Source organism: Adlercreutzia sp. CNCM I-6207 (assembly GCF_977072305.1).
The window spans coordinates 21,332-42,635 of sequence record NZ_CDRVLZ010000004.1 but is presented as its reverse complement, the minus strand read 5'-3'; the positions used below and the strand labels follow the sequence as shown (position 1 = coordinate 42,635).

15 protein-coding genes are annotated in these 21,304 nt (G+C 65.4%); 13 read left to right on the top strand and 2 right to left on the bottom strand.

What is annotated here, in order from left to right:
- Positions 1-90 precede the first annotated feature (90 nt).
- From ACW4QM_RS03170 to ACW4QM_RS03150, 5 genes are all read left to right on the top strand, one after another.
- Entirely contained in the window at positions 91-861 is a 771-nt protein-coding gene (locus ACW4QM_RS03170) for a type III pantothenate kinase (RefSeq protein ID WP_161127656.1), read from the top strand.
- Positions 862-1,074: 213 nt separating this feature from the next.
- A complete protein-coding gene (locus ACW4QM_RS03165) occupies positions 1,075-2,763 on the top strand; it encodes a formate--tetrahydrofolate ligase (protein ID WP_161127657.1) in 1,689 nt (562 codons plus the stop codon).
- A 170-nt stretch (positions 2,764-2,933) separates the two neighbouring features.
- Positions 2,934-3,548 carry a cyclodeaminase/cyclohydrolase family protein gene (locus ACW4QM_RS03160; RefSeq protein ID WP_161127658.1) on the top strand — a complete coding sequence of 205 codons (615 nt, stop codon included), beginning with the start codon at positions 2,934-2,936 and terminating at the stop codon, positions 3,546-3,548.
- Complete coding sequence (locus ACW4QM_RS03155) at positions 3,548-4,408, top strand: bifunctional 5,10-methylenetetrahydrofolate dehydrogenase/5,10-methenyltetrahydrofolate cyclohydrolase (RefSeq protein ID WP_161127659.1); 861 nt, start codon at positions 3,548-3,550, stop codon at positions 4,406-4,408. The genes ACW4QM_RS03160 and ACW4QM_RS03155 overlap by 1 nt, the downstream gene beginning before the upstream one ends.
- A gap of 111 nt (positions 4,409-4,519) precedes the next feature.
- The gene (locus ACW4QM_RS03150; RefSeq protein ID WP_161127660.1) at positions 4,520-5,959 is read left to right on the top strand and encodes a helix-turn-helix domain-containing protein; all 1,440 of its coding nucleotides are present in this window, start codon (positions 4,520-4,522) and stop codon (positions 5,957-5,959) included.
- Between the two features lie 39 nt (positions 5,960-5,998).
- On the opposite strand, the gene ACW4QM_RS03145 is transcribed toward ACW4QM_RS03150, so the two are convergent.
- The gene (locus ACW4QM_RS03145) at positions 5,999-7,696 is read right to left on the bottom strand and encodes an FAD-dependent oxidoreductase (protein WP_161127664.1); all 1,698 of its coding nucleotides are present in this window, start codon (positions 7,694-7,696) and stop codon (positions 5,999-6,001) included.
- 350 nt (positions 7,697-8,046) lie between these two features.
- Here ACW4QM_RS03145 and ACW4QM_RS03140 point away from each other — a divergent pair, with 350 nt between their 5' ends.
- The 3 genes from ACW4QM_RS03140 (at position 8,047) to tsaD (ending at position 12,051) form a co-directional block, all read left to right on the top strand.
- The gene (locus tag ACW4QM_RS03140; protein WP_114548801.1) at positions 8,047-8,865 is read left to right on the top strand and encodes a formate/nitrite transporter family protein; all 819 of its coding nucleotides are present in this window, start codon (positions 8,047-8,049) and stop codon (positions 8,863-8,865) included.
- 103 nt (positions 8,866-8,968) lie between these two features.
- Positions 8,969-9,481, top strand: a complete 513-nt coding sequence (gene tsaE, locus ACW4QM_RS03135; protein ID WP_161127661.1) for a tRNA (adenosine(37)-N6)-threonylcarbamoyltransferase complex ATPase subunit type 1 TsaE — start codon at positions 8,969-8,971, stop codon at positions 9,479-9,481.
- Positions 9,482-9,588: 107 nt separating this feature from the next.
- Positions 9,589-12,051, top strand: coding sequence for a tRNA (adenosine(37)-N6)-threonylcarbamoyltransferase complex transferase subunit TsaD (tsaD, locus tag ACW4QM_RS03130; RefSeq protein ID WP_161127662.1), 2,463 nt, complete (start codon positions 9,589-9,591; stop codon positions 12,049-12,051).
- A gap of 151 nt (positions 12,052-12,202) precedes the next feature.
- Here the strand turns inward: tsaD and ACW4QM_RS03125 are convergent, their stop codons facing one another.
- Positions 12,203-12,568: a NifB/NifX family molybdenum-iron cluster-binding protein gene (locus ACW4QM_RS03125; RefSeq protein ID WP_022740458.1), complete on the bottom strand. Its 366-nt coding sequence runs from the start codon at positions 12,566-12,568 to the stop codon at positions 12,203-12,205.
- A 494-nt stretch (positions 12,569-13,062) separates the two neighbouring features.
- Between ACW4QM_RS03125 and kdpA the strand changes: the two genes are divergently transcribed.
- From kdpA to ACW4QM_RS03100, 5 genes are all read left to right on the top strand, one after another.
- A complete protein-coding gene (kdpA, locus tag ACW4QM_RS03120; RefSeq protein WP_455798180.1) occupies positions 13,063-14,850 on the top strand; it encodes a potassium-transporting ATPase subunit KdpA in 1,788 nt (595 codons plus the stop codon).
- A gap of 16 nt (positions 14,851-14,866) precedes the next feature.
- A complete protein-coding gene (gene kdpB / locus ACW4QM_RS03115) occupies positions 14,867-16,945 on the top strand; it encodes a potassium-transporting ATPase subunit KdpB (RefSeq protein ID WP_114548797.1) in 2,079 nt (692 codons plus the stop codon).
- 80 nt (positions 16,946-17,025) lie between these two features.
- The gene (kdpC, locus tag ACW4QM_RS03110) at positions 17,026-17,637 is read left to right on the top strand and encodes a potassium-transporting ATPase subunit KdpC (RefSeq protein WP_173112192.1); all 612 of its coding nucleotides are present in this window, start codon (positions 17,026-17,028) and stop codon (positions 17,635-17,637) included.
- Between the two features lie 121 nt (positions 17,638-17,758).
- Positions 17,759-20,590, top strand: coding sequence for an ATP-binding protein (locus tag ACW4QM_RS03105; protein WP_455798179.1), 2,832 nt, complete (start codon positions 17,759-17,761; stop codon positions 20,588-20,590).
- Positions 20,580-21,290, top strand: coding sequence for a response regulator (locus ACW4QM_RS03100; RefSeq protein ID WP_231699588.1), 711 nt, complete (start codon positions 20,580-20,582; stop codon positions 21,288-21,290). The genes ACW4QM_RS03105 and ACW4QM_RS03100 overlap by 11 nt, the downstream gene beginning before the upstream one ends.
- Positions 21,291-21,304: the final 14 nt, after the last annotated feature.

Genomic DNA, 21,304 nt, shown 5'->3' with positions numbered 1-21,304 from the left:
TATCGTTGAGACATTGCTATAATCTCTCATGCGCTAACTATACGCAAATAAGCCCGCAGGGCCGGAAAACTGAGGAAGATTGTCATAATTATGTTACTTGCTATTGACATCGGTAACACCCATACCGTAATCGGGGTCTACGCGGGGGATTCTCTGCGCGCGATGTGGCGAATCGCCACCAATCGGAAGGCGGCGGCCGACGAGCTGCGCATCGTCTTCTCCACGCTGTTTTCCCTCGAGAGCCTCGATCTTTCCCAGGTGCGCGCCTCGGCGGTCGCCTCGGTGGTGCCCCAGCTGACCAAGGCCTGGATGCAGGCCATCAAGGACGCCACCGGCGCGCGGTCGCTGGTGTGCAATGCCGAGACGGCCGAGGGCCTTTTCGACGCCGATTACCCCAACCCCCGCGAGATCGGCGCCGATCGGGTGGCCGATGCGGTGGCGGCCCGGGCGATCTACGGGGCGCCGGTGGTGGTGGTCGACTTCGGAACGGCCACGAACATCGAGGTCATCGATCGCGACGGCCGCTTCCGCGGCGGCGTTATCGCGCCGGGCGTGCAGACTTCGGCCAACGCGCTGTTCACTCACGGCGCTCAGCTGCCGGACATCGCGCTGGTGGCGCCGCCGGCGGTCATCGGCACCAACACGGTGGAGGCCATCCAATCGGGTATCATGTTGGGAGAGGCCGACCGGGTGGACGGGCTGGTGCGCCGCATCTTCGACCAGCTGGGCTATCCGGCAAAGGTCATCGCCACGGGCGGTCTGGCGCCGGTCGTCGAGCGCTACTCGAGTACCATCGACGAGGTGAACACCGAGCTGACGCTGGAAGGCCTGCGCCTTATCGCCGATCGCGCCTACCGCTAGGGGCTGTTGGGCGCGGATGCCTTCGGGAATCCCCGCAATGAGGGGAAGTTGCGCCCTTTGGGGATAGAGGGGCGACGGGGCGCGGCCGCATCGCTAGAATGGGAGCGTCAGCGTTTGGTCGGCAGGACGATTCCTTCCGCCGGCGCTGCGCCATCTATCGATGAGGCTGCCAGGTACGCCTGCGCGCCGCGACATGAGAAAGAAGGGCCCGACGTGTTGACCGACATTGAAATTGCCCAGGCGACCGAACCGAAACCTATTGGCGAGATCGCTGCCATTGCCGGCGTCGACGAAAAGTACCTTGAGCTGTACGGAAACTACAAGGCGAAGGTCGATTACAACCTGCTGCGTGAGGAGGAGCACGCCCCGGGCAAGCTCATCCTGGTGACCGCAATCAATCCCACGCCGGCCGGAGAGGGCAAGACCACCACGACGGTGGGCCTGGCCGATGCGCTTTCGCTGCGCGGCAAGAACGTGGTCGTGGCGCTGCGCGAGCCGTCGCTCGGCCCGGTGTTCGGTATCAAGGGCGGTGCGGCCGGTGGCGGCTACGCCCAGGTTATTCCCATGGAAGACATCAACCTGCATTTCACCGGCGACTTCCACGCCATCGGCGCGGCCAACAACCTGCTCGCGGCGCTGCTCGACGCGCACATCCAGAACGGCAACGAGCTCAACATCGACGTGCGCAAGATCACGTGGAAGCGCGTGGTGGACATGAACGACCGCCAGCTGCGCCACATCGTGGACGGCCTGGGCGGCAAAGCCCACGGCGTGCCCCGCGAGGACGGCTTCGACATCACCGTGGCCAGCGAGGTCATGGCCATCTTCTGCTTGGCCACCTCCATCACCGACCTGAAGGAGCGCCTGGGCCGTATCGTGGTCGGCTACACCTACGACGACAAACCCGTCACAGCCCACGATCTGAAGGCCGAAGGCGCCATGGCCGCGCTGCTGAAGGACGCCCTGAAGCCGAACCTCGTGCAGACGCTCGAGGGTACCCCGGCCTTCGTCCACGGCGGTCCCTTCGCCAACATCGCCCACGGCTGCAACTCCATCATGGCCACGCGCATGGCCATGGCGCTCGGCGACTACTGCGTCACTGAGGCTGGTTTCGGCGCCGATCTGGGCGCGGAGAAGTTCCTCGACATCAAGTGCCGCCTCGCCGGCCTTAAGCCCGATGCGGTGGTGGTCGTCGCCACGGTGCGCGCGCTGAAGAACCACGGCGGCGTGGCCAAGGCCGATCTCAACGAGGAGAACCTGGAGGCGCTGGAGGCGGGCCTGCCGAATTTGCTGCAGCACGTGGAGAACATCACCAACGTGTACAACCTGCCCTGCGTGGTGGCCATCAACGCCTTCCCGACCGACACCAAGGCCGAGCTCGACCTCGTGGAGGCGAAGTGCCGCGAGCTGGGCGTGAACGTGGCTTTGTCCGAGGTGTGGGCGCGCGGTGGCGAGGGCGGCCTGGCCCTGGCCGATGAGGTGGTGGCCTTGTGTGAGAACGGGGATGAGGCCGGTCGCTCTGCGGAGACCTTCACGTTCTCCTACGAGGACGACCTCTCTATCGCTGAGAAGATCGAGGCCATCGCCAAGCGCGTCTACCATGCCGACGGCGTGGTGTTCGAGCCCGCGGCGCAGAAGGAGATCGCGCAGCTGGAGGCCCTGGGCTTCGGAGAGATGCCCGTGTGCATGGCCAAGACCCAGTACTCGTTCTCGGACGACGCCACCAAGCTGGGCGCTCCCCGCGATTTCCAGATCACGGTGCGCCAGGTGAAGGTGTCCGCCGGCGCCGGCTTCATCGTGGCGCTCACCGGCTCCATCATGACCATGCCGGGCTTGGGGAAGGCCCCCGCCGCCCATAAGATCGATGTGATGGAAGACGGCACGATCACGGGGTTGTTCTAGCATTTACGTAGTTGTCCGGGCTCGGACTCGGAGCGGAAGTGCCGTGCTCAAACAACATTGAAGTGCACCGTCGGAGTTCTGCTCCGGACGTGCTTCGTGCACTTCAATGAACTGCGCGCGGCACCACCGCACCGAGTCCGAGCCCTGCTTTTTCGGAAAGAAGGGTTTGCGTGGTCGATACCGAGTTTGTGGAGGCGCTGGCTTCAAAGGCCCCGACTCCCGGTGGAGGCGGGGCCTCGGCCTATGCGGGGGCGCTTGCGTCGGCGCTGGCTTCCATGGTGGGCAACCTCACCGTGGGCAAGAAGAAGTACGCCGATGTCGAGGAGCGGATGCGGGCCGAGCTCGTCGAGCTGGACGACACGCGGGCGCACCTGCTGTCGCTCATCGACGAGGACGCTCGCGCCTTCGAACCCCTCGCTGCCGCTTACGGGATGCCCAAGGACACCGATGCTGAGCGTGCGGCCCAGAACGCGGCGCTGCAGAAGGCGCTCGTGGGCGCCTGCGAGGTGCCGCTTGAGATCATGGCCTGCTGCCTGCAGGTCATCGAGTCCTGCGTGTTCGTGGCCCGGCACGGCTCGGTGCTGGCTCTCTCGGATGCCGGGGCGGGCGCCGTGCTCGCCAAAGCAGCGCTTATGGCGGCGAGCCTGAACGTGGTCATCAACATCGGCTCCATGGATGATGTCGATCGGGCCGACGTCTACCGCAATCAGATGGAGGACCTTCTCGCCGCAGGGGGCGCCATGGCCGATGAGGTGTACGCCGATGTCGTGAAGAGGCTTAGCTGATGGCGAGGATTCTGTACGGCAAGGAGGTATCCTCGGCCCTGTGGGAGCGCCTGCTGCCCCGCATCGACCGCTTGCGGGCGCACGGCGTGGCGCCGACGCTCGCCATTGTGCGCGTGGGGGAGCGGCCCGACGATTTGTCCTACGAGCGCACCTGCGCCCGCCAGGCCGATCTCCACGGCATCGCCGTGCGTCGTTTCGTGCTGCCAACGGAGGCGACGCAGGCCGAGCTGGAGGCCGTCATCGACCTCGTGAATGCCGATGCGCGCATCCACGGCTGTCTCATGTTCCGCCCGCTGCCCGCTTCCATGAATGAACGCGCTGTGTGCGACCGCCTGACTCCGGTCAAGGATATCGACGGCATTGGATCGGCGTCGCTCGCCGGCGTGTTCGCCGACACGGGCGAGGGCTTCCCGCCCGCTACGGCCCAGGCGTGTCTGGAAACGCTCGATTTCTACGGCATCCCCGTTGCGGGCAAGCGCGTCGTGGTGCTCGGTCGCAGCCTCGTGATCGGGCGTCCGGTGGCCATGATGCTCTTGGCGCGCCACGCCACCGTGACGCTGGCCCATTCCCGCACTGCCGATGTGGCCGCCCACACCCGCGAGGCCGACATCGTCGTGTGCGCCACCGGCCGCGCCCGCGCCTACGGTCCCGAGTACTTCTCGCCGGGCCAGACGGTGCTCGATGTGGGCATCAACTTCGATGCCGCCGGCAATCTCTGCGGCGATGTGGACTTCGGCGCCGTGGAGCCCGTGCTGGGGCCCGAAGGCGCCATCACGCCGGTGCCCCGAGGCCTCGGCGGCGTGACTACGAGCGTCACTATGGCCCACGTGGTGCAGGCGGCCGAGGCTGGGCAGCGCTAGGGGCGGACGACTCGTGAAACGTGCCTTGCCCCTTGGGGACAGATGGCGGGTATAATGGTGGCGGCCCCCATGGGGCCGCGCGCGACCGGTTCTGATTCGAGAGGAGAGAGGTTGAACAAGCTGCGCATCCTGCTGCTCGCGCTGGCCTACGCCTGCTTTTGGTCGCTGTTCGTGCTGTTCCCCTACCCGGCGAACGTGCTGCCCGAGTCCCATGCCTCCTACGTCGCAGGCCCCGTCTTCGCCAGCAACCTCATCACGCTCGTCACCATGGCCCTTATGGGTGGGGTGCTCGTGGTGTTTCGCGACAGCCTGGCCGAACGGGTGGCCGGCAGCACGGCGGCCATCGTCGGGTCCGGCGCCTTGCTGCTCGCCTGCGCGGCCGCGCTCGTTGCCAGCGCCGATGCCGGAGCGGTCCCGCGCTGGATGATGGCTGCCTACCCCGCCATCATGGCGCTTTACGGCGTAGTGATTGCCCTGGCCCTCGCGGCGGCATCGCGGCGCTTGACCCCTCGGGACAACGCCGTCGTGCTCGCCCTCTCCCTGCTTCTGTCGTTTCTAATCGGCGAGGCCATCGTGGCGCTTACGGATCCCCTGCCCACCGGCGACATCTCAAACCCTCTCATGTTCGCCCTGAGCAGTATCTTCCTGGTGATTCTCGGCCACATTGGCTGCGATGCCCCCAAAGCACCGCTTCCGTCCCGCCTCGCGCCGTCCCTTTCGGGGCGCGCCGCCGTGCCCGCGACGGCCATTCTGCTTTGCTACCTACTGGGAAGCGGGGCGTTCATGAGCCTCTCGTCGGTGGCTCGGGGCGAGACCTGGTTTTCCGATGGATGGATTCACTGTGCCTTCGCCCTCGTGCTCTATCCGGCCTTCTGCCTCTTCACCCTCGCCGCATGGCGGCAGCGGCGCGCGGCCTTTCCGTGGCTCGGCTTCTTCATCCTCTGCATCGCCTGTCTCTACTGCACCGCCCTGCTCTACTCGCCGTTGGCTGTGCTGTGCCGGGCCTTGATCCTGTCAAGTCGCCCCATGGCCATCACGCTGCTGTGGGTGGCGGTTCAAGAGGGCATGGGAGCGCGGGACCTCCCTTGGTGGCTGGCTGCGGTCGCTGCGCCCATGCTCATCGTGGCCGTCGACTGCGCCATCCATACCGTCGGGCTTATCGGGCTCTCTCCCGGACAGATGGACTCGGTGGTCAACGCCGTCATGCTCGTCACGGCCTTCGCCATGACGCTGGGGATGCTCTGGTTCGTGCGCCTGCGCCCTGACGGTGCCGAGCCCGCAAGCTCCGAATGCGCTGCAGGCGCCGCCGATGTATCGGAGATTCTCGCCGCCATGGCCGATGCCCATGGGCTGAGCGAGCGGGAGGGGGAGGTGCTCGGGCTGCTCTATCGCGGCAACACCCAGAAAAAGATCGCCGAGCGCCTGTTCCTTTCGGTGAGCAGCGTGCAGACCTACGCGAAGAGCCTCTATCGGAAGCTCGGCGTGCACTCGCGCCAGGAGCTGATCGACATGGTTAACGAGGCCGCGAATGGAAACGACCGGACCCGCTGAGGGGCCCGGTCGCAAAGGGAGGGATGAGGGGTTCTTGGCTTACCAGACGGTAATGGCTGTGGCGCAGAGGGGGCTGTCCCAGGCGTAGCCGCCGTCTTCACCGACGAAGGAGTCGGCGAGATCCTCGAAGCTCGCCGGGTGGGCGGGCGTCATGTCGCCGGTCAGCGCGTGGATGACCGTGTAGCGCCCGGCGGTGAAGATGTGCGAGTTCGAGAAACCGCCCGGCATGTTCCAGTTGATGCCGCCGCAGGGGTTGCCCGCCTGGATGCCGGCGGCGTACAGGCCCGGGATGGGGGCGCCCTCGTTGTCGATCACCCGGTAGCGGTTGTCCACCATGATGCCGGCGTTGATGCCCGACATGCCCACATCGCCCTTGATGCAGAAGAAGGGGGGAGTGTCGATGGCCGCCATATCGGATCCGGCGACGCCGAAGTCGTCGTCGCAGCCCTTGGCGCACAGCTCGTTGTAGCGCTCGATGCTGGCGACGCCGTCGGCCACGGGAATGCCCGCCGCCTCGCAGAGCTCCTCCAGGGTGTTGCCCGATACCACCGTTTCCGGATCCATCCAGGCGCTTCCCTCGCCCACGAGGGCCACCGGCGGCACGCCGGGAATGCCCTCCACGGCGCCCTCGGTCTTAGAGTCGAAAATGCGGAAGTGGATGCCGCGGTCCTCGGGCTTGTAAGTGGCGGACATGGAGATGTTCAGGCTGCTCATGGGGATGGTCTCGTTGCAGAAGCGCTTGCCGTGGACATCGAGGGCCAGGAAGGGGTAGAACATAAAGGGGCCGATGTAGTTGGTGTGGATCTGCCGCGCATGGCCGAGGGGCGCCATGCGGCCGCCCGCCAGAATACCGAGGATGTGGCCGTCGCCGGTGTGGTTCACCAGGCACAGGGGGAACATGGCGGCGTCGCGCAAATTGCGGTCCACCATGGACTCGTTGTTCATGTAGTCGCCGGCGGCCAGCACGACGCCCTTGGTGGCGTTGAGCTTGACGTAGCTGCCGTCCTTTTGCTTGCCGATGGCGCCCGTTACGGTGCCGTCCTCCTCCTGGACCAGCTGCACGCAGGGGGTCTCGTAGTAGAACGTGGCGCCGCCCTCGGCCGCCTTCTGGGCCAGGGCCACCATAAGATCCTGGTTCGAGGCCTGGGTGGCGTCGCACACGGCGACGACGCCGCCATCGTCGTAGCGGATGGAGCTGTCGGTGAGGAACTCGATGGGCTCGATGCCGACCGAGCGTCCCTGGCTGATAACCCAGGGTACGGCCTCCTCGGCATATTCCACATAGTAGTTGAACAGCTCGTTGTTGATGCGCCAGTCGTTGAGGCGGGCCCAGTCGCTGCGCCACCGCACGATGCCGGCGGGGTTCGAGTGGGCCTTTACGACGAAGGAGCAGCCGTTGCCGTTGGCCGAGACCGTGGCCTCCTTCTGGAGGCAGGCCACCTTCGCGCCCTCCTCCACGGCGGTGAGCACGGCGGGCACGCCGGCACAGCCCGCGCCTACTACGACGATGTCGTAGGTTTCCTCGGCGGCAAATTCCGTAATGGGCTCGCGTTCCACGATGCTGAACTCGAAGTCGCTCTCCTTGAGGTCGGCCGGCAGCTCGCCGGCCGCCGTGCTGGCGAGCGCGTCGTTGGCTGCCGGAGTCGACGGGGCACAGCCGGCGGCGCCCAGAAGTGCGGCGCCCGCCGCCAGGCCGGCCCCGCCCTTGAGGAACGTCCGTCGATCCATGTTCTCCATGTTTCCCTCCTTGGGGTCGTTGCACGTGGGCGCTTCTCCGCGCCCGGGGCGGCTTGTGCCGCCTCGGTGCCCATACTGCCCCTCTTGCCGCTTTCGCGCTTCCCATGGAAAGGGGGGTAATGTGTCGCGCCCTTTCCCATAAAATGGTGATATGACTGTATGAGCGGCACCTTTTGGGCCGCCATCCCCGCTGTGGCCGCCGGCGGCCGTCCGCCGGTCGCTTCCGTCCGCCTTCGGCGGCCCGCGACGCCGCTGCCCGATTGGGGCGGGCCCGCGGGGGTCGGGCGCGGCTTCTCGTGGAATGATGGGAGGCGTACCGATGCGCGACGATTGACCGAAGAGGAGCAACCATGGCCATCTTCAGCCCCACCGAGATCACCGACAACTACATGAGGGCCTCCGTGGGCAAGGCCGCCTCGCCGGCATGGCGGCTGTTCCTGCTGGCGGTGGCCGCCGGCGTGCTCATCGGGCTCGGCGCGGTCACCTCGTCCACGGCCGCCCACGGCCTGGAGAACGCCGGGCTCGTGCGGCTCATGTCGGGGCTCATCTTCCCCGTCGGCCTCATGATGGTCATCCTCATGGGCACCGAGTTGTTCACGGGCAACGCGCTCATGGTGACCGCCGCCATCGACGGCCAGATCACCTGGGGACGGCTTTTCCGCAACTGGGGCATCGTGTTTCTCGGCAACCTCGTGGGGGCCGTGGCCTTGGCCGCCTGCATGGCGTTCTTCGGCCAGCTGAACATCGGCGGGGGAGACTTGGCGGTGTACACGGCCAAGGTGGCTGCCGCGAAGAACGCGCTGCCGTGGATGAACGCCTTCGTGCTGGGCATCTTCTGCAACCTCATGGTGTGCATCGCCGTGTACCAGGCCAACACCGCCCAGGACACCGCCGGCAAGGTGCTCGCCATCTTCTTCCCCATCATGGGCTTCGTGCTGGCCGGCTTCGAGCACTGCGTCGCTGACATGTACTACGTGCCCGCGGGCATTTTCGCCTATATGAACCCGGCGTACACGGGGCTCATCGATGCGGCGGGCATCAATGTGGCCCTGCTCAACTTCGGCGACTTCATCTTCGCGAACCTCATTCCCGTGACCTTGGGCAACATCGTTGGCGGCGTGGCCGTGGGGCTGGTCATGTACGCCTGCCATGGCACGAAGAGGGCGTAGAAGAATCTGCCGAATTCTTCAGGAATGTGGGTAATTCGGTCAGGTTTTGCGGCTTCCCTGCGGGTGCTCTTGCGAAGCGCGGTCGACGGCCTATGATGGGAGCATGGCGAACGGACTGACATATCAGCGCACCACCACGACCCCCGAGGCCACCAAGCAGCTGGCGGCGACGCTCGCGCCCTACCTGCACGCGGGCGACACCATCGTTCTGACCGGCGATTTGGGGGCGGGGAAGACCCAGTTCGTGCAAGGAGTGGCCGCAGCCCTCGGCGTGCGGGCGGCGGTGACAAGCCCCACCTTCAACATCCTTTTGGAGTACCACGACGGGCGCCTGCCGCTGTACCACTACGACCTGTACCGGCTGGATGCGCGCTGGCAGCTGGAGGACATCGACTACTACAGCGCCATCGACGGCGACGGAGACGGAGCGGCCTTCGTGGAATGGGCCGAGAAGTTCCCCGAGGACATGCCCTACGACTATCTGGAGATCGCCATCACAGTCGACGGCGACGGCGCACGGCGCATCGTCGCGCACTCCTTCGGATCCCGTTCGCGCCAGCTTTTGTGCGTGTGGGCCAACGATTCCAAATCGCGCTTGGGAAAGTGCCAGCTGTAGAGAGAGACCTCGGGCAGTTCGCTATCTTGGGTTCGCTATCTTGCGGCGCGCGGGCAGTGGGGTACAATAGGCCGCACTGATTTGTCGTTTTCGGGAAGGTTCTCCCTTTGAATACACAGCGTTCTTTCGTACTTGCCTTCGACACGGCCAACGAGGTCATTGCCATTGGGCTGGGAAAGCTTGATGCCGCCACGCAGTCGATCGAGTGCGTGGCGAGCGTGGAAGTGGAGGCGCGGCGGGCGTCGAACACCCAGCTACTGCCGCGCATCGATGAGCTGTGCGCCCAGGCCGGCGTGGGCCGCGGCGAGATCGCCTGCGTGGCCGTGGGACGAGGCCCGGGGTCGTTCACCGGGGTGCGCATCGCCCTGGCCTGTGCCAAGGGCATCGCGTCCGCGTTAGAGGTGGGCCTTGTGGGCGTCTCGTCGCTGGACGCGGTGGCCTGGGGCGCGTGGAAGGCGAGTGAGCGCGGGTCATTGCTCGTCGTGGCCGACGCCATGCGCCGCGAGGTGTATCCCGTGGAATACCGCCTGAGCGACGCGGGGGCGGAGCGCGTGACCGCCGACCGCGTGATCAAGGCGGATGCCTTCGCCGAAGAGCTCGGCGCGACAAGTGCCTCCGATCGCCTGATCGCGGGCGATGCCCTGCGCAAGTACGTGGAGCTTTTCGAAGGCGCGGGCATCCTTCTGCCCGAGGCGCTGTGGACGCCGACGGGCGCGGGCCTCTTGATGGCGCTTCGGGCCTCATGGCGCGCGGGGGAGTGCGATCCCCTCGACGCCGAGCGCCACGATCCGGCCTTCGCCCTGCCCGTGTACACGCGCCTGTCGGACGCCGAGGAGAACGAGCGGCAGCGCCTGGCCCGGGCCGACGGTGCCCTGGCGGGCAAGCGGGGCTCGAAGCACGTGACCATGAACGACACGGCCATCGCCAACGCCCGGGCCAACGGCGAGGGCATCGCCTACAAGCCGCTCGATGCGTGTCATGTGGCCGATGTGGCGGCCCTGGAGGCGGCCGTGATGGGAACCGATGCGTGGAACGAGACGCTCGTGGCCGACGAGCTGGGCCGCGCCGACCGGGTATGGTGGGCCGCCTACGCCGCGGACCCGAAGATGCCGCTTTCCGCCGAGGCGCCTCTGGTGGGTTATGCCGGCGGCTGGGTGGTCGACGGCGACTTGCAGATTCTGAAGGTGGGAGTGGATCCCGCATGGCGCCGCCACGGCATCGCTCGCGTCCTGCTCGCCCGCGTGGCCGACGACGCCCGCAACCTGGGGGCGCGCACGAGTTCGCTGGAAGTACGTGCCGCAAACGCCGGGGCCCAAGCGCTGTATGCGGCCCTCGGCTACGAGGTGCTGGGCCGCCGCCCGCGCTACTACTCCGACGGCGAGGACGCCCTCATCATGCAGGGCCCTCTGCCCACCATCACCCTGGCAGCGGTTCCGAACGGTGCGGTGGCTGACGCGCGGCCTGGCTATGTTTCGGGCCCAGGGGCGACCGAGGTCGCCCCCTACGGGGAGAGCGATGTGATCGCGACAAATCATCCTCTCATTCTGGCCATCGAGTCTTCCTGCGACGAGACGGCCGCCGCCGTCATCGACGGCGGGGGAGTTTTGCGCTCGGACGTGGTGGCGACCCAGGTGGATTTCCACGCCCGCTTCGGCGGCGTCGTCCCCGAAATTGCCAGCCGCAAGCACATCGAGGCCATCTGCGGCGTGTGCGACGAGGCGCTCGACGTCGCTGCGGCGAGCCTGGGGCGATCGAGCCTCCGCTGGCGCGACCTCGATGCCGTGGCCGTCACCTACGCGCCGGGACTCGTGGGCGCACTCGTGGTGGGCGTGGCCTTCGCCAAGGGCGCGGCCTGGGGCGCCGACATTCCTTTTATCGTGGTGAATCATTTGGAAGGGCACCTGTACGCCAACAAGATCGGGCTGGAGGATTTCGCGCCGCCGGCGGTGGTCTCGCTCGTGTCCGGGGGCAACACTCTGCTCGTGCATATGGCCGACTGGGGCGACTATCGCGTGCTCGGCGCGACGATCGACGATGCGGTGGGCGAGGCCTTCGACAAGGTGGCCAAGGCGCTGGGCCTGGGCTACCCCGGCGGCCCGGTCGTCTCGAAGTTCGCCGCCGAGGGCGACCCGGATGCCATTCCGTTCCCCCGGGCCATGCTGCATTCGGGTGATTTGCGCTTCTCGCTCTCGGGCCTGAAGACCGCCGTGGTCACCTACATCAACAACGAGCGCGCCGCCGGGCGCGAGCTCAATGTGCCCGACATCTGCGCGAGCTTCACGGCGGCCGTTGTGGACGTGCAGGTGGCCAAAGCCCGCGCGGCCCTGCGCGAGACGGGGGCGCCCACCTTCTGCCTCGGCGGCGGCGTGGCGGCCAATCCGACCTTGCGCGCCGCCTACGAGCAGATGTGCGCCGAGGAGGGCGTGCGCCTCGTGATGCCGCCGCTCGCCTCCTGCGGCGACAACGCCGGCATGATCGCCGAAGTGGCGCTCGACCGCTATCGGGCCGGGGCGTTCTCGCCGCTTAGCACCGACGCTTTGGCCCATGGCGACTTGGAGGTGCCGTACTAGCGGCTCCGGGCGTCAGGGTTCGGGCGTTTCCGATTGCCCTTAGCGGCCCGGAGCGTTGAGCCCAAAACAAAAGCCCGAAGAGTCGGCGGCTCTTCGGGCTGGGCGAGCGATGGGGCAGGTGCCCCGTGGCCTTTGCGGGCCGAGGCCTTCTCTAGTGGCGGCAGGCGTTGGCGGGATCCATGAGCGCGACCTTGCCCTCCGCGAACAGGCGGGCCACGTTACCGACGTTGGGCTCGGTGGTGTCGGAGTAAACCTTGATGCCGGCGTTGGTGAAGCGAGTGAACGGCGGCATGCCCATGCCCACGGTGAGAATGCCGTCGACGCCGATGCCGGAGACGAAGTCGATCACGCCGCCGCAACCCACGGCATCGTGATCGGCGTTCTTCACCGACTCGACGCCCACGATGTTCATGTCGTCATCGAACTCGACGACGGTCATGTACGCGGCGTGGCCGAAGTGCCCGCTGCGGATGCTCTCGAGGCCGGCGTCGGTTTCGCTGGGGATGGCGATCTTCATGCGAATGCTCCTTTGCTGTTGCGACTTGCCCTTTGCTCGGGCAAGTCATACGTGTCTTTCAGGGCGAATTATAGCTTGAGCTGCGTCAAACATGCGTTGAAAATCGGCGACGACCTCCGAAGTGGCGTCCGGTGCACCAGCGTTCGAGGCGCCGTTGCTTCTAGCTCGCTCGCGCTGTATCCGTTGAAAGCTGAATAGCGGGGCGGATGCGACGCAGACGCGGAGACGAGCTGCCGGACTGCAATCTTAATACCGTCTTAATGCGGGCGCATGAACCTTAACGGCGTCTTTAGCCCTTGCTGATTATGCTGACATTCATCGGGTGGTGCTCTTGCGCGCGAAGCGCGTTGCCTCCCGGATGTTGGCAAGCGGTCCTGCGGGATCTTGAGAGACAAGGGCAAGATCATGTTCGTGGTGACACCTATCGTGGGCGTGTTGGCGCTCGTCGCGATGGCGTATTTGGCAGTTTTGCTGCTGCGGGGCGGTGAGCAGCGATGAGCGCGATCGCGGGGTCGGAGTTTCTGCAGGCGGGCGTGCTGGTGGCGCTCGTCGTGGCCTGCGCCCTCCCGCTTTCGGGGTATTTGGTTGACGTGATGGAAGGTCGGCCCCTTCTCATTCGGCGTGCGCTTGGCCCGCTCGAGCGCTCTGCGTGCCGTCTTGTGGGCGCGCGCGAGGATGATGGTATGGATTGGAGGCGTTTTCTCGCCAGTGCGCTCGCCTTTACGGCGGTAAGCTTTATCGGCCTCTTCACCCTGCTGATCTGCCAAGGCGCACTGCCTTGGAACCCCGAGCGCTTTCCGGGGCTTGCGCTCGATACGGCCTTCAATATGACGGCGAGCTTTGTGACGAACACCAATTGGCAGCCTATCGCCGGTGAGACGAATCTGAGCTACTTCTCGCAGGCGGTTGGTCTGGCGGTGCAGAACTTCCTTTCGCCGGCCGTCGGCATCGCGGTGGCATTCGCGTTGCTGAGGGGCCTGGCATCTTCGGACGGCGGCAAGCTCGGGAACTTCTTCGTCGATGTCGTGCGCGCGGTGCTCTACGTGCTGCTGCCCCTGTCGCTGGTGCTCGCTTTGGTGGGAGTATGGCAGGGATCCCCCCAGACGTTTCAGGGCTATGAGATGGTGCAGCTTTTGGAGCCGGTGAGCGTTGATGCCGAGGGGGCTCTCGTCGATGCCGATGATCCGACGGCGGTGCAGGAGGTGACCGAGGCGGTCGTACCGCTCGGTCCGCAATCGTCTCAGGTGGCTATCAAGCAGCTGGGAACAAACGGCGGCGGTTTCAACGGCGCGAATTCCGCCTCGGCTTTGGAGAACCCCACGCCGCTTACGAATCTCCTCCAATGTGCGGCGATGCCGCTCATCCCCTTCGCTCTGATATTTGCTTTCGGGCGCATGGTGGGCGACCGTCGGCAGAGTCGCGCGCTCATGACGGTTGTCCTCGCGATTCTCGCGGCGGGCCTGTTTTCCGTTATCGCCGCTGAGACGGCGGCCACGCCCCAGCTTTCAGCCGATGGGGCAGTGTATCTGGGCGCCTTGGATCAGTCGGCTGGCAATATGGAGGGAAAGGAATGTCGTATCGGCGTCGGAGAATCGGCGGCGTGGACGGCGCTCACGAGCGCTACTTCCAACGGTTCGGCCAACGCATCAATCGAGGCCATGACTCCTATCGGAACGCTGGTGCCGCTGGCGCTCATCGGACTTGGCGAGGTGGTCGGCGGCGGTGTCGGCACGGGTTTGGTGGGCCTGCTTGGCTTCGCGGTGCTGGCGGTGTTCGTTGCGAGCCTGATGATAGGACGCTCTCCTGAATACCTGGGAAAGAAGCTGGGTCCGGCCGAGATGCGCATGGCGGTCGTTATCGTGGTGGCGCCGGCGCTTGCCATCCTGCTTGCCGCATCGGTGCTTGTGATGAGCCCCGCCAGCGCGGCGGCGGTGGGAACTCCGGCCCCCTTCGGTTTTACCGAGTTGCTGTATGCGGCCACTTCGGCCGGCGGAAACAATGGCAGCGGCCTTTCCGGTCTGAGCTCGAACACGCCGCTGATCAATGTGGTGCTGGGGGTGGAAATGCTCTTTGCCCGCCTGGCTCCGCTCGCTGCGGCGCTGGTGCTCGCCGGGAATTTGGCGCAGCTCAAGGTTCAGGCGACGGGAGCGGTCGGGCTTTCCACCTCCGGCGCTTTGTTCGCCGTGCTGCTGTTGGTCATCATCGTGCTCATCGGCGCGCTCTCCCTTCTTCCGGCTTTTGCGCTGGGACCTCTGGCCGAGCAGTTCATGGGTGCGTTCTAGGTAAGGTGCGTGGTCTATGAAAAAGGAAACGAAACGAGCGATTCGCGACGCTTTTGCCAAGCTGTCCTTTCGCAGCCAGGCTCAAAATCCGGTTATGCTCATGGTGTATCTGTCGGCCTGTTTGACCACCGTGCTGCTTGCGTTGGCGCTCGCGGGCATATCTGACGCTCCGTGGGGCTACATTGCGGCAATTTGCGTGGTGCTATGGGCGACGGTGCTGTTCGGAAACTTTGCCGAGTCGCTCGCCGAGGGTCGCGGCAAAGCGCAGGCCGATGCGCTGCGCTCCGCCAAACGCGATGTCGAGGCGTGCCTCATAGACAACGCCGCCCTCGCTGATGCCGCCACGATGGAAGACCCGTCGGCGTTTCTTGCTGATCGAGGCCGCGCGGTGGGATCGGCTACGTTGAAGCGGGGGCAGGTGTACCTTGTTCGCGCGGGCGAGCAGGTGCCCGCCGACGGCGAGGTCATCATGGGGGCGGCAAGCGTGGACGAAAGCGCGATTACCGGCGAATCGGCGCCGGTCGTGCGCGAGAGCGGCGGCGATCGGTCGTCGATTACCGGAGGCACGACGGTGCTCTCCGATTGGCTGGTAGCGCGGGTGACCGCTGAGGCGGGTCAGAGCTTTCTCGATAAGATGATCGCCATGGTCGAGTCAGCCGCGCGCAAAAAGACCCCCAACGAGCAGGCTCTCGAGCTGCTGCTCATCGCGCTGACGTTGGTGTTTCTTGCGGTGTCGCTGTCCTTGTACCTGTTCGGAGCATTTACCGCCGCGCAGCACGGCGCGGGAAATCCTCTGGGAATCACCTCGTTGGTGGCGTTGTTCGTGTGCCTGGCGCCTACCACCATCGGCGCGCTGCTGTCCGCTATCGGCATTGCCGGCATGAGCCGACTGAATGCAGCCAATGTGCTGGCCACCAGCGGACGTGCCGTCGAGGCGGCGGGTGATGTAGATGTGCTCCTGCTCGACAAAACGGGCACTATCACGCTCGGCAACCGTCAGGCTGCGGCCTTTCTGCCCGTTGGCGGCGTTAGCGAGCGCGAACTTGCCGATGCGGCTCAGCTGGCAAGCCTGGCCGACGAGACGCCCGAGGGACGCAGTGTGGTGGTGCTCGCCAAGGAGCGCTTCGGCATCCGCGAGCGCGAGTTGGCGCAGTCCGGTTTTGCGGTAGTTCCCTTTACGGCCCAAACGCGCATGAGCGGTGTGGATTTCGAGGGTCACGAGATTCGCAAGGGTGCGGCCGACGCCGTGCGGGCTTACGTGGAAGCGCGCGGGGGCGTCTTTGGCGCGGAGGTGGCCGCCGTGGCTGAGGAGGTGTCTCGATCGGGCGGGACGCCTTTGGTGGTGGCGCGCGATGCGCGCGTGCTCGGCGTCATTCACTTGAAGGACATCATCAAGTCGGGCATTCGCGACAACTTCGCCGACTTGCGCGCCATGGGCATTAAAACAGTGATGGTCACGGGCGATAACCCCCTCACGGCCGCTGCCATCGCCGCTGAGGCGGGGCTTGACGACTTTATTGCCGAGGCCACGCCCGAAGCGAAGCTTGCGGCCATCCGTCGCTACCAGGCCGAGGGGCATCTGGTCGCCATGACAGGCGACGGCACCAACGACGCTCCGGCGCTGGCCCAAGCCGATGTGGCCGTGGCCATGAACTCCGGCACTCAGGCGGCCAAGGAGGCCGGCAACATGGTGGACCTGGATTCCTCGCCCACCAAGCTCATCGAAATCGTGCGTATCGGCAAGCAGCTGCTCATGACCCGCGGCAGCCTCACCACGTTTTCGATCGCCAACGACCTGGCAAAGTACTTCGCGGTCATCCCGGCGCTGCTCGTGCCCCTTTATCCGGGTTTGGAGGTGCTCAACATCATGCATCTGGCCACACCCGCCTCGGCGATGCTTGCGGCCATCATATACAACGCTCTTATCATCGTCGCGCTCATTCCGCTTGCGCTGCGCGGGGTGAAGTGTCGCGAGGCGTCGCCGCACCGTCTGCTCGCGCGCAATTTGGCAGTGTACGGCTTGGGCGGCGTGATCGTTCCCTTTGCGGCCATCAAGGCGCTCGATGCGCTCATGGTGTTTGTCGGCGTTGCGTAAAGGCATCCGGGCCGCAACATGGCGGCGGCCTTCGTTTGAACCGCTGTGAAGGCAATTTTCGAGAACAGGAAGAACGCATTATGAGTGGAAAGATGGTGACGCGGTGCTTCGCGAGTGCCCTGGCGTTGTTTATCGCGGCAAGTGTGCTGTGCGGGATCGTTTACCCCTGGGCTGTGACGGGGCTGTCGGCTATAGCGTTCCCGTACCAGGCGACAGGCTCTATTATCGAGGTTGACGGGGTGAAGTACGGCAGCGAGTTGGTGGGACAGCCCTTTAAGAGCGACACCCATTTGTGGGGTCGGCCCACGGTGGTCGACGCCAGCTCCTTCTCCGATGCGGAGGGGCAGCCGCTTTTGTGGTACAGCCCCGAGAACCTCAGTCCCGCGAGCGACGAGTTTGCCGCGCGAGTGGACGAACGCATACAGCAGGTGCGGGCGGCCCATCCCGACCGTGCCGCGCAGCCCGTTCCAAGTGATTTGGTGACGGTGTCGGGATCGGGCTTCGATCCGCATATCTCGCCGGCCGCTGCCGATTACCAGGTGGAACGTATCGCTGCGGCAACGGGACGGCCCGAGAGAGAGGTGCGTGCCATTATTGCTCAGTGCACCGAGTACCCCCTGTTGGGCATTATCGGCGAAGCGCGGGTGAATGTGCTGAAGGTGAACCTCATGCTCGACGGCGTGCTGGAGTAAGTGGAGCTTGGCGCGCTTGGAGAAAACCTGAGGGAAACGGATAGCGAATGAGATGCGGCTGAGGAGTGAGGCGTGCTAGGATGCAGGGGCGCTGTCGGGACGACGCGAAAGGGCAAGTGACGTGGCGGAAGTTCGAGAGAGATGGGAGATCGGCGGCGGCCGCGGCGACCCCGATGCCATCCTACAGCGAATCCGGGAGGAAGAGGAAGCGGGTGAGGCGGAGCGCTTCGAGGGGCGCGGCCGGCTCAAGGTGTTCTTCGGGTACGCTGCCGGCGTGGGAAAGACCTTCGCCATGCTCACCGAGGCTCATCATGTCCAAGATGAGGGCGTCGATGTGGTAGTGGGCTACGTTGAGCCGCACACGCGTGCCGACACCCTTGCCTTGCTCGATGGCCTGGAAGTGCTGCCCGTGAAATCGGTGAAGCACCGAAACGTCGCTTTGCGCGAATTCGACCTCGACGCCGCCCTGAAGCGCCGTCCCCAAGTTGTGCTGGTAGACGAGCTGGCGCATACCAATGCGCCGGGGTGCCGCCATCGCAAGCGCTATCAAGATGTCGAAGAGCTGCTCCGTGCGGGTATCGATGTGTACACGACGGTGAATGTGCAGCATCTCGAGGGGCTTAACGACAAGATTGCCTCCGTGACGGCTGTGGCGCCCTCCGAGCGGATCCCCGACCGCGTTTTCGACGCGGCCGATTCGGTCGAAGTCGTCGATTTGGAGCCTGCTGACCTCATCAAGCGCCTGCGTTCGGGCAAAATCTACGCGCCCGAGCGGATCGGGTCGGCGCTTTCGCACTTTTTCTCGCGATCGAATTTGGCGGCGCTGCGCGAAATTGCCCTGCGTCGCGCTGCCGACCGCCTCACGCGCGCCTCTGCGGCTACGGTGCCGCATGCGGCTGGCGGCGAAGACGTTTTGGTGCTGGTGACCGCCGATGCGGCGGCGCCGCGAGTTATTCGCGCGGCAGCGGGTATGGCCGAGGCGTTTGGCGGCTCGTGCACGGCGCTTGTGGTCGAATCGGGCGGCGAGGGCGTGGAGGGGCGATCGAAAGGCGATGCGGCCCTTGCCCGCTCGATCGCCCTTGCGGAGGAGATGGGTGCGCACATCGTCACGTTGACGGGGGACGATCCGGTGCAGCCCGTGGCCCTTTACGCCGCAGCGGCGGGTATTCGCCGTATCGTGGTGCCCTCGATGCCCGGTCGCATCGGCCTGCTCGGATGCGGGGACGTGGCGTCGCGGTTGATGCGGGCCGCTCCCGAGGCCATGGTGACGGCCGTCCCCGCGGTGGACGCCCCCTCGGTGCTCGAGCGCTTGCGCACCCATGCGAGCTTTCGCCTCACGGCCTCCGATGTTTTTCGAGCGCTTCTCGCGATAGCCGTTGCGACGGCGCTGGGGGAAGTGGCGTGGCTGGCAAGCCCTACGCCCTCGATCATCCTCATGACCTATCTGCTGGTCGCGCTGCTGCTCGCCACGCGCGCGGATGGTTTTCTGTATGCCGTGCTTGTGGCGCTGGGCAGTGTCGTGGCCTACAACTTCTTCTTCACGGCGCCGCGCTACACCTTCCATGCCTATAGCCTATCGGCCCCCATCATCTTCGCGTTTCTGCTGATAGGAACATTGGGGGCCTCATCTTTGGCCATCCGACTGAAGCGTCAGGCGACCACGGCGGCGCGACGGGCCTATCGTACCGAGGTGCTTTTGGAGAGCAGTCGGGAGTTCCAGGCGGTCGTGAGCCTCGGCGCTTGTTTGGAGACGGCGGCGGCCCAAGTGGTGAAGATTCTCGATCGGCCGGTGGTGATGTACCAGGTCGACGGGGCGGCGCATGGCGGCCTCCTTCCGCCGCGGGTCTTCGATGTCCCCGGCAGCGGCGGGGGAGACGCCGAGAAGCTGGATCTCGCGGCTCCGGGCGAGATGGCTGTTGCGTCGTGGGTCGCCGCCAATGGCGAGGCCGCCGGCGCGACGACGGATACCTTGCGCGAGGCGCGCTGCCTGTACCTTCCCATTCGTTCGAAGGATCGCGTGTTCGGTGTGGCGGGATTGGTGATGGAGCAAGGCGATGACGACTTCGGCTCCTTCGAGCGCAATCTGCTCGTAGCGCTGCTTGACGAATGCGGTCAGGAGGCGGAGGCTCTGGCGCTGGCGAGCGAGCGGAAGAACCTCGCCGTCAAGGCCGAGAAAGAGGCGCTGCGCTCGAATCTGCTGCGTGCCATTTCCCATGATTTGCGAACGCCGCTCACGAGCATCTCGGGCGACGCCGATATGTTGCTCGCCTCGGGGGACGTCCTGGACGAGGCGCAGAGGAAGCGTTTGACGTCGGATATCCATGAGGACGCGAATTGGCTGATCAATCTGGTGGAAAATTTACTGTCGGTGACGCGGCTCGACGACGGCGACGTCGAAGTGTCGCGCGCCCCCGAACTGGTTTCCGACGTGCTGGCCGATGCGCTGCGCCATGTCAGTCGCTTTGTGAGCGAGCATCGGCTGACGGTGGAGATCGAGGATGAGTTTCTCCTGGCTCAGATGGACGGACGTTTGATTGTGCAGGTGGTGGTGAACCTTTTGAACAACGCCATCGCCTACACGCCCGCGGGGTCGTCCATTCGCCTCACCGCGCATCGCGAGCGCAGCGCTTCCGGCGATAGGGTGGTTGTCGCGGTGGCCGATGACGGTCCGGGCATCCCTCTCGCCGAGCAAGCGCGCGTGTTCGATCTGTTCTACCACGGGGGACGGGTGGGCACAGGCTGCGAGGACGGCGAAGGGGGCGATGCGCGTCGAGGAATGGGGCTGGGTCTTTCGCTTTGCCGCTCTATCTTAAGGGCGCACGGCAGTGATATCGTGTTGCGCGATGCCTATCCGCACGGTTGCGTGTTCTCGTTCGCTCTTCCCGCGGCAGAGCTGCGCGAAGAGGCTCCGGTTGGCGTCGTCGAGGAAGGGAGTGCGGACGTTGAGCGATAGAAACGAGGGCGTTATCCTCGTTGTGGAGGATGACCCGGCGGTGCGCAATCTGGTTACGTGTGCCCTTGACGTGCACGGCTATCGTTCGCGCGAGGCATCCACGGCTACGGCGGCTCTCGCTGACCTTACGTGCGCGAGGGATGTCAACCTCGTCATTTTGGATTTGGGACTGCCCGATCGCGACGGGACGGAGGTCATCGGAGCGGTGCGCGGATGGTCGCGCGTGCCGATCATCGTTCTGTCGGCGCGCCAGGAGGATGCCGATAAGGTGACGGCTCTTGATGCGGGGGCCGATGATTACCTGACAAAGCCCTTCTCAGTTGCGGAGCTGCTTGCCCGAGTGCGCGTGGCGCTGCGTCGCGTCGCCTTCGACGAGACCGAGGAAGAGGCGGGGGAGACGTATCGCAATGGCGATCTCGCCATCGACTTCGATGCCAAGGTTGTCGTGAGGGGCGACGACGAGATTCATCTGACTCCCATCGAGTACAAGCTTCTGGTGCTTTTGGCCCACAATACCGGCAAGGTACTCACCCACAACTACATTCTGAAGGAGGTGTGGGGCGCCGCCCTGGCGAGCGACTTGCCCAGCCTGCGCGTGTTCATGGCCACCTTGCGCAAAAAGATCGAGCCCGATCCTGCCAGCCCGGTCTATCTCCAAACCCACGTTGGCATCGGCTACCGCATGCTGCGTGTGGAATAGGTTTTCGCTTCTGC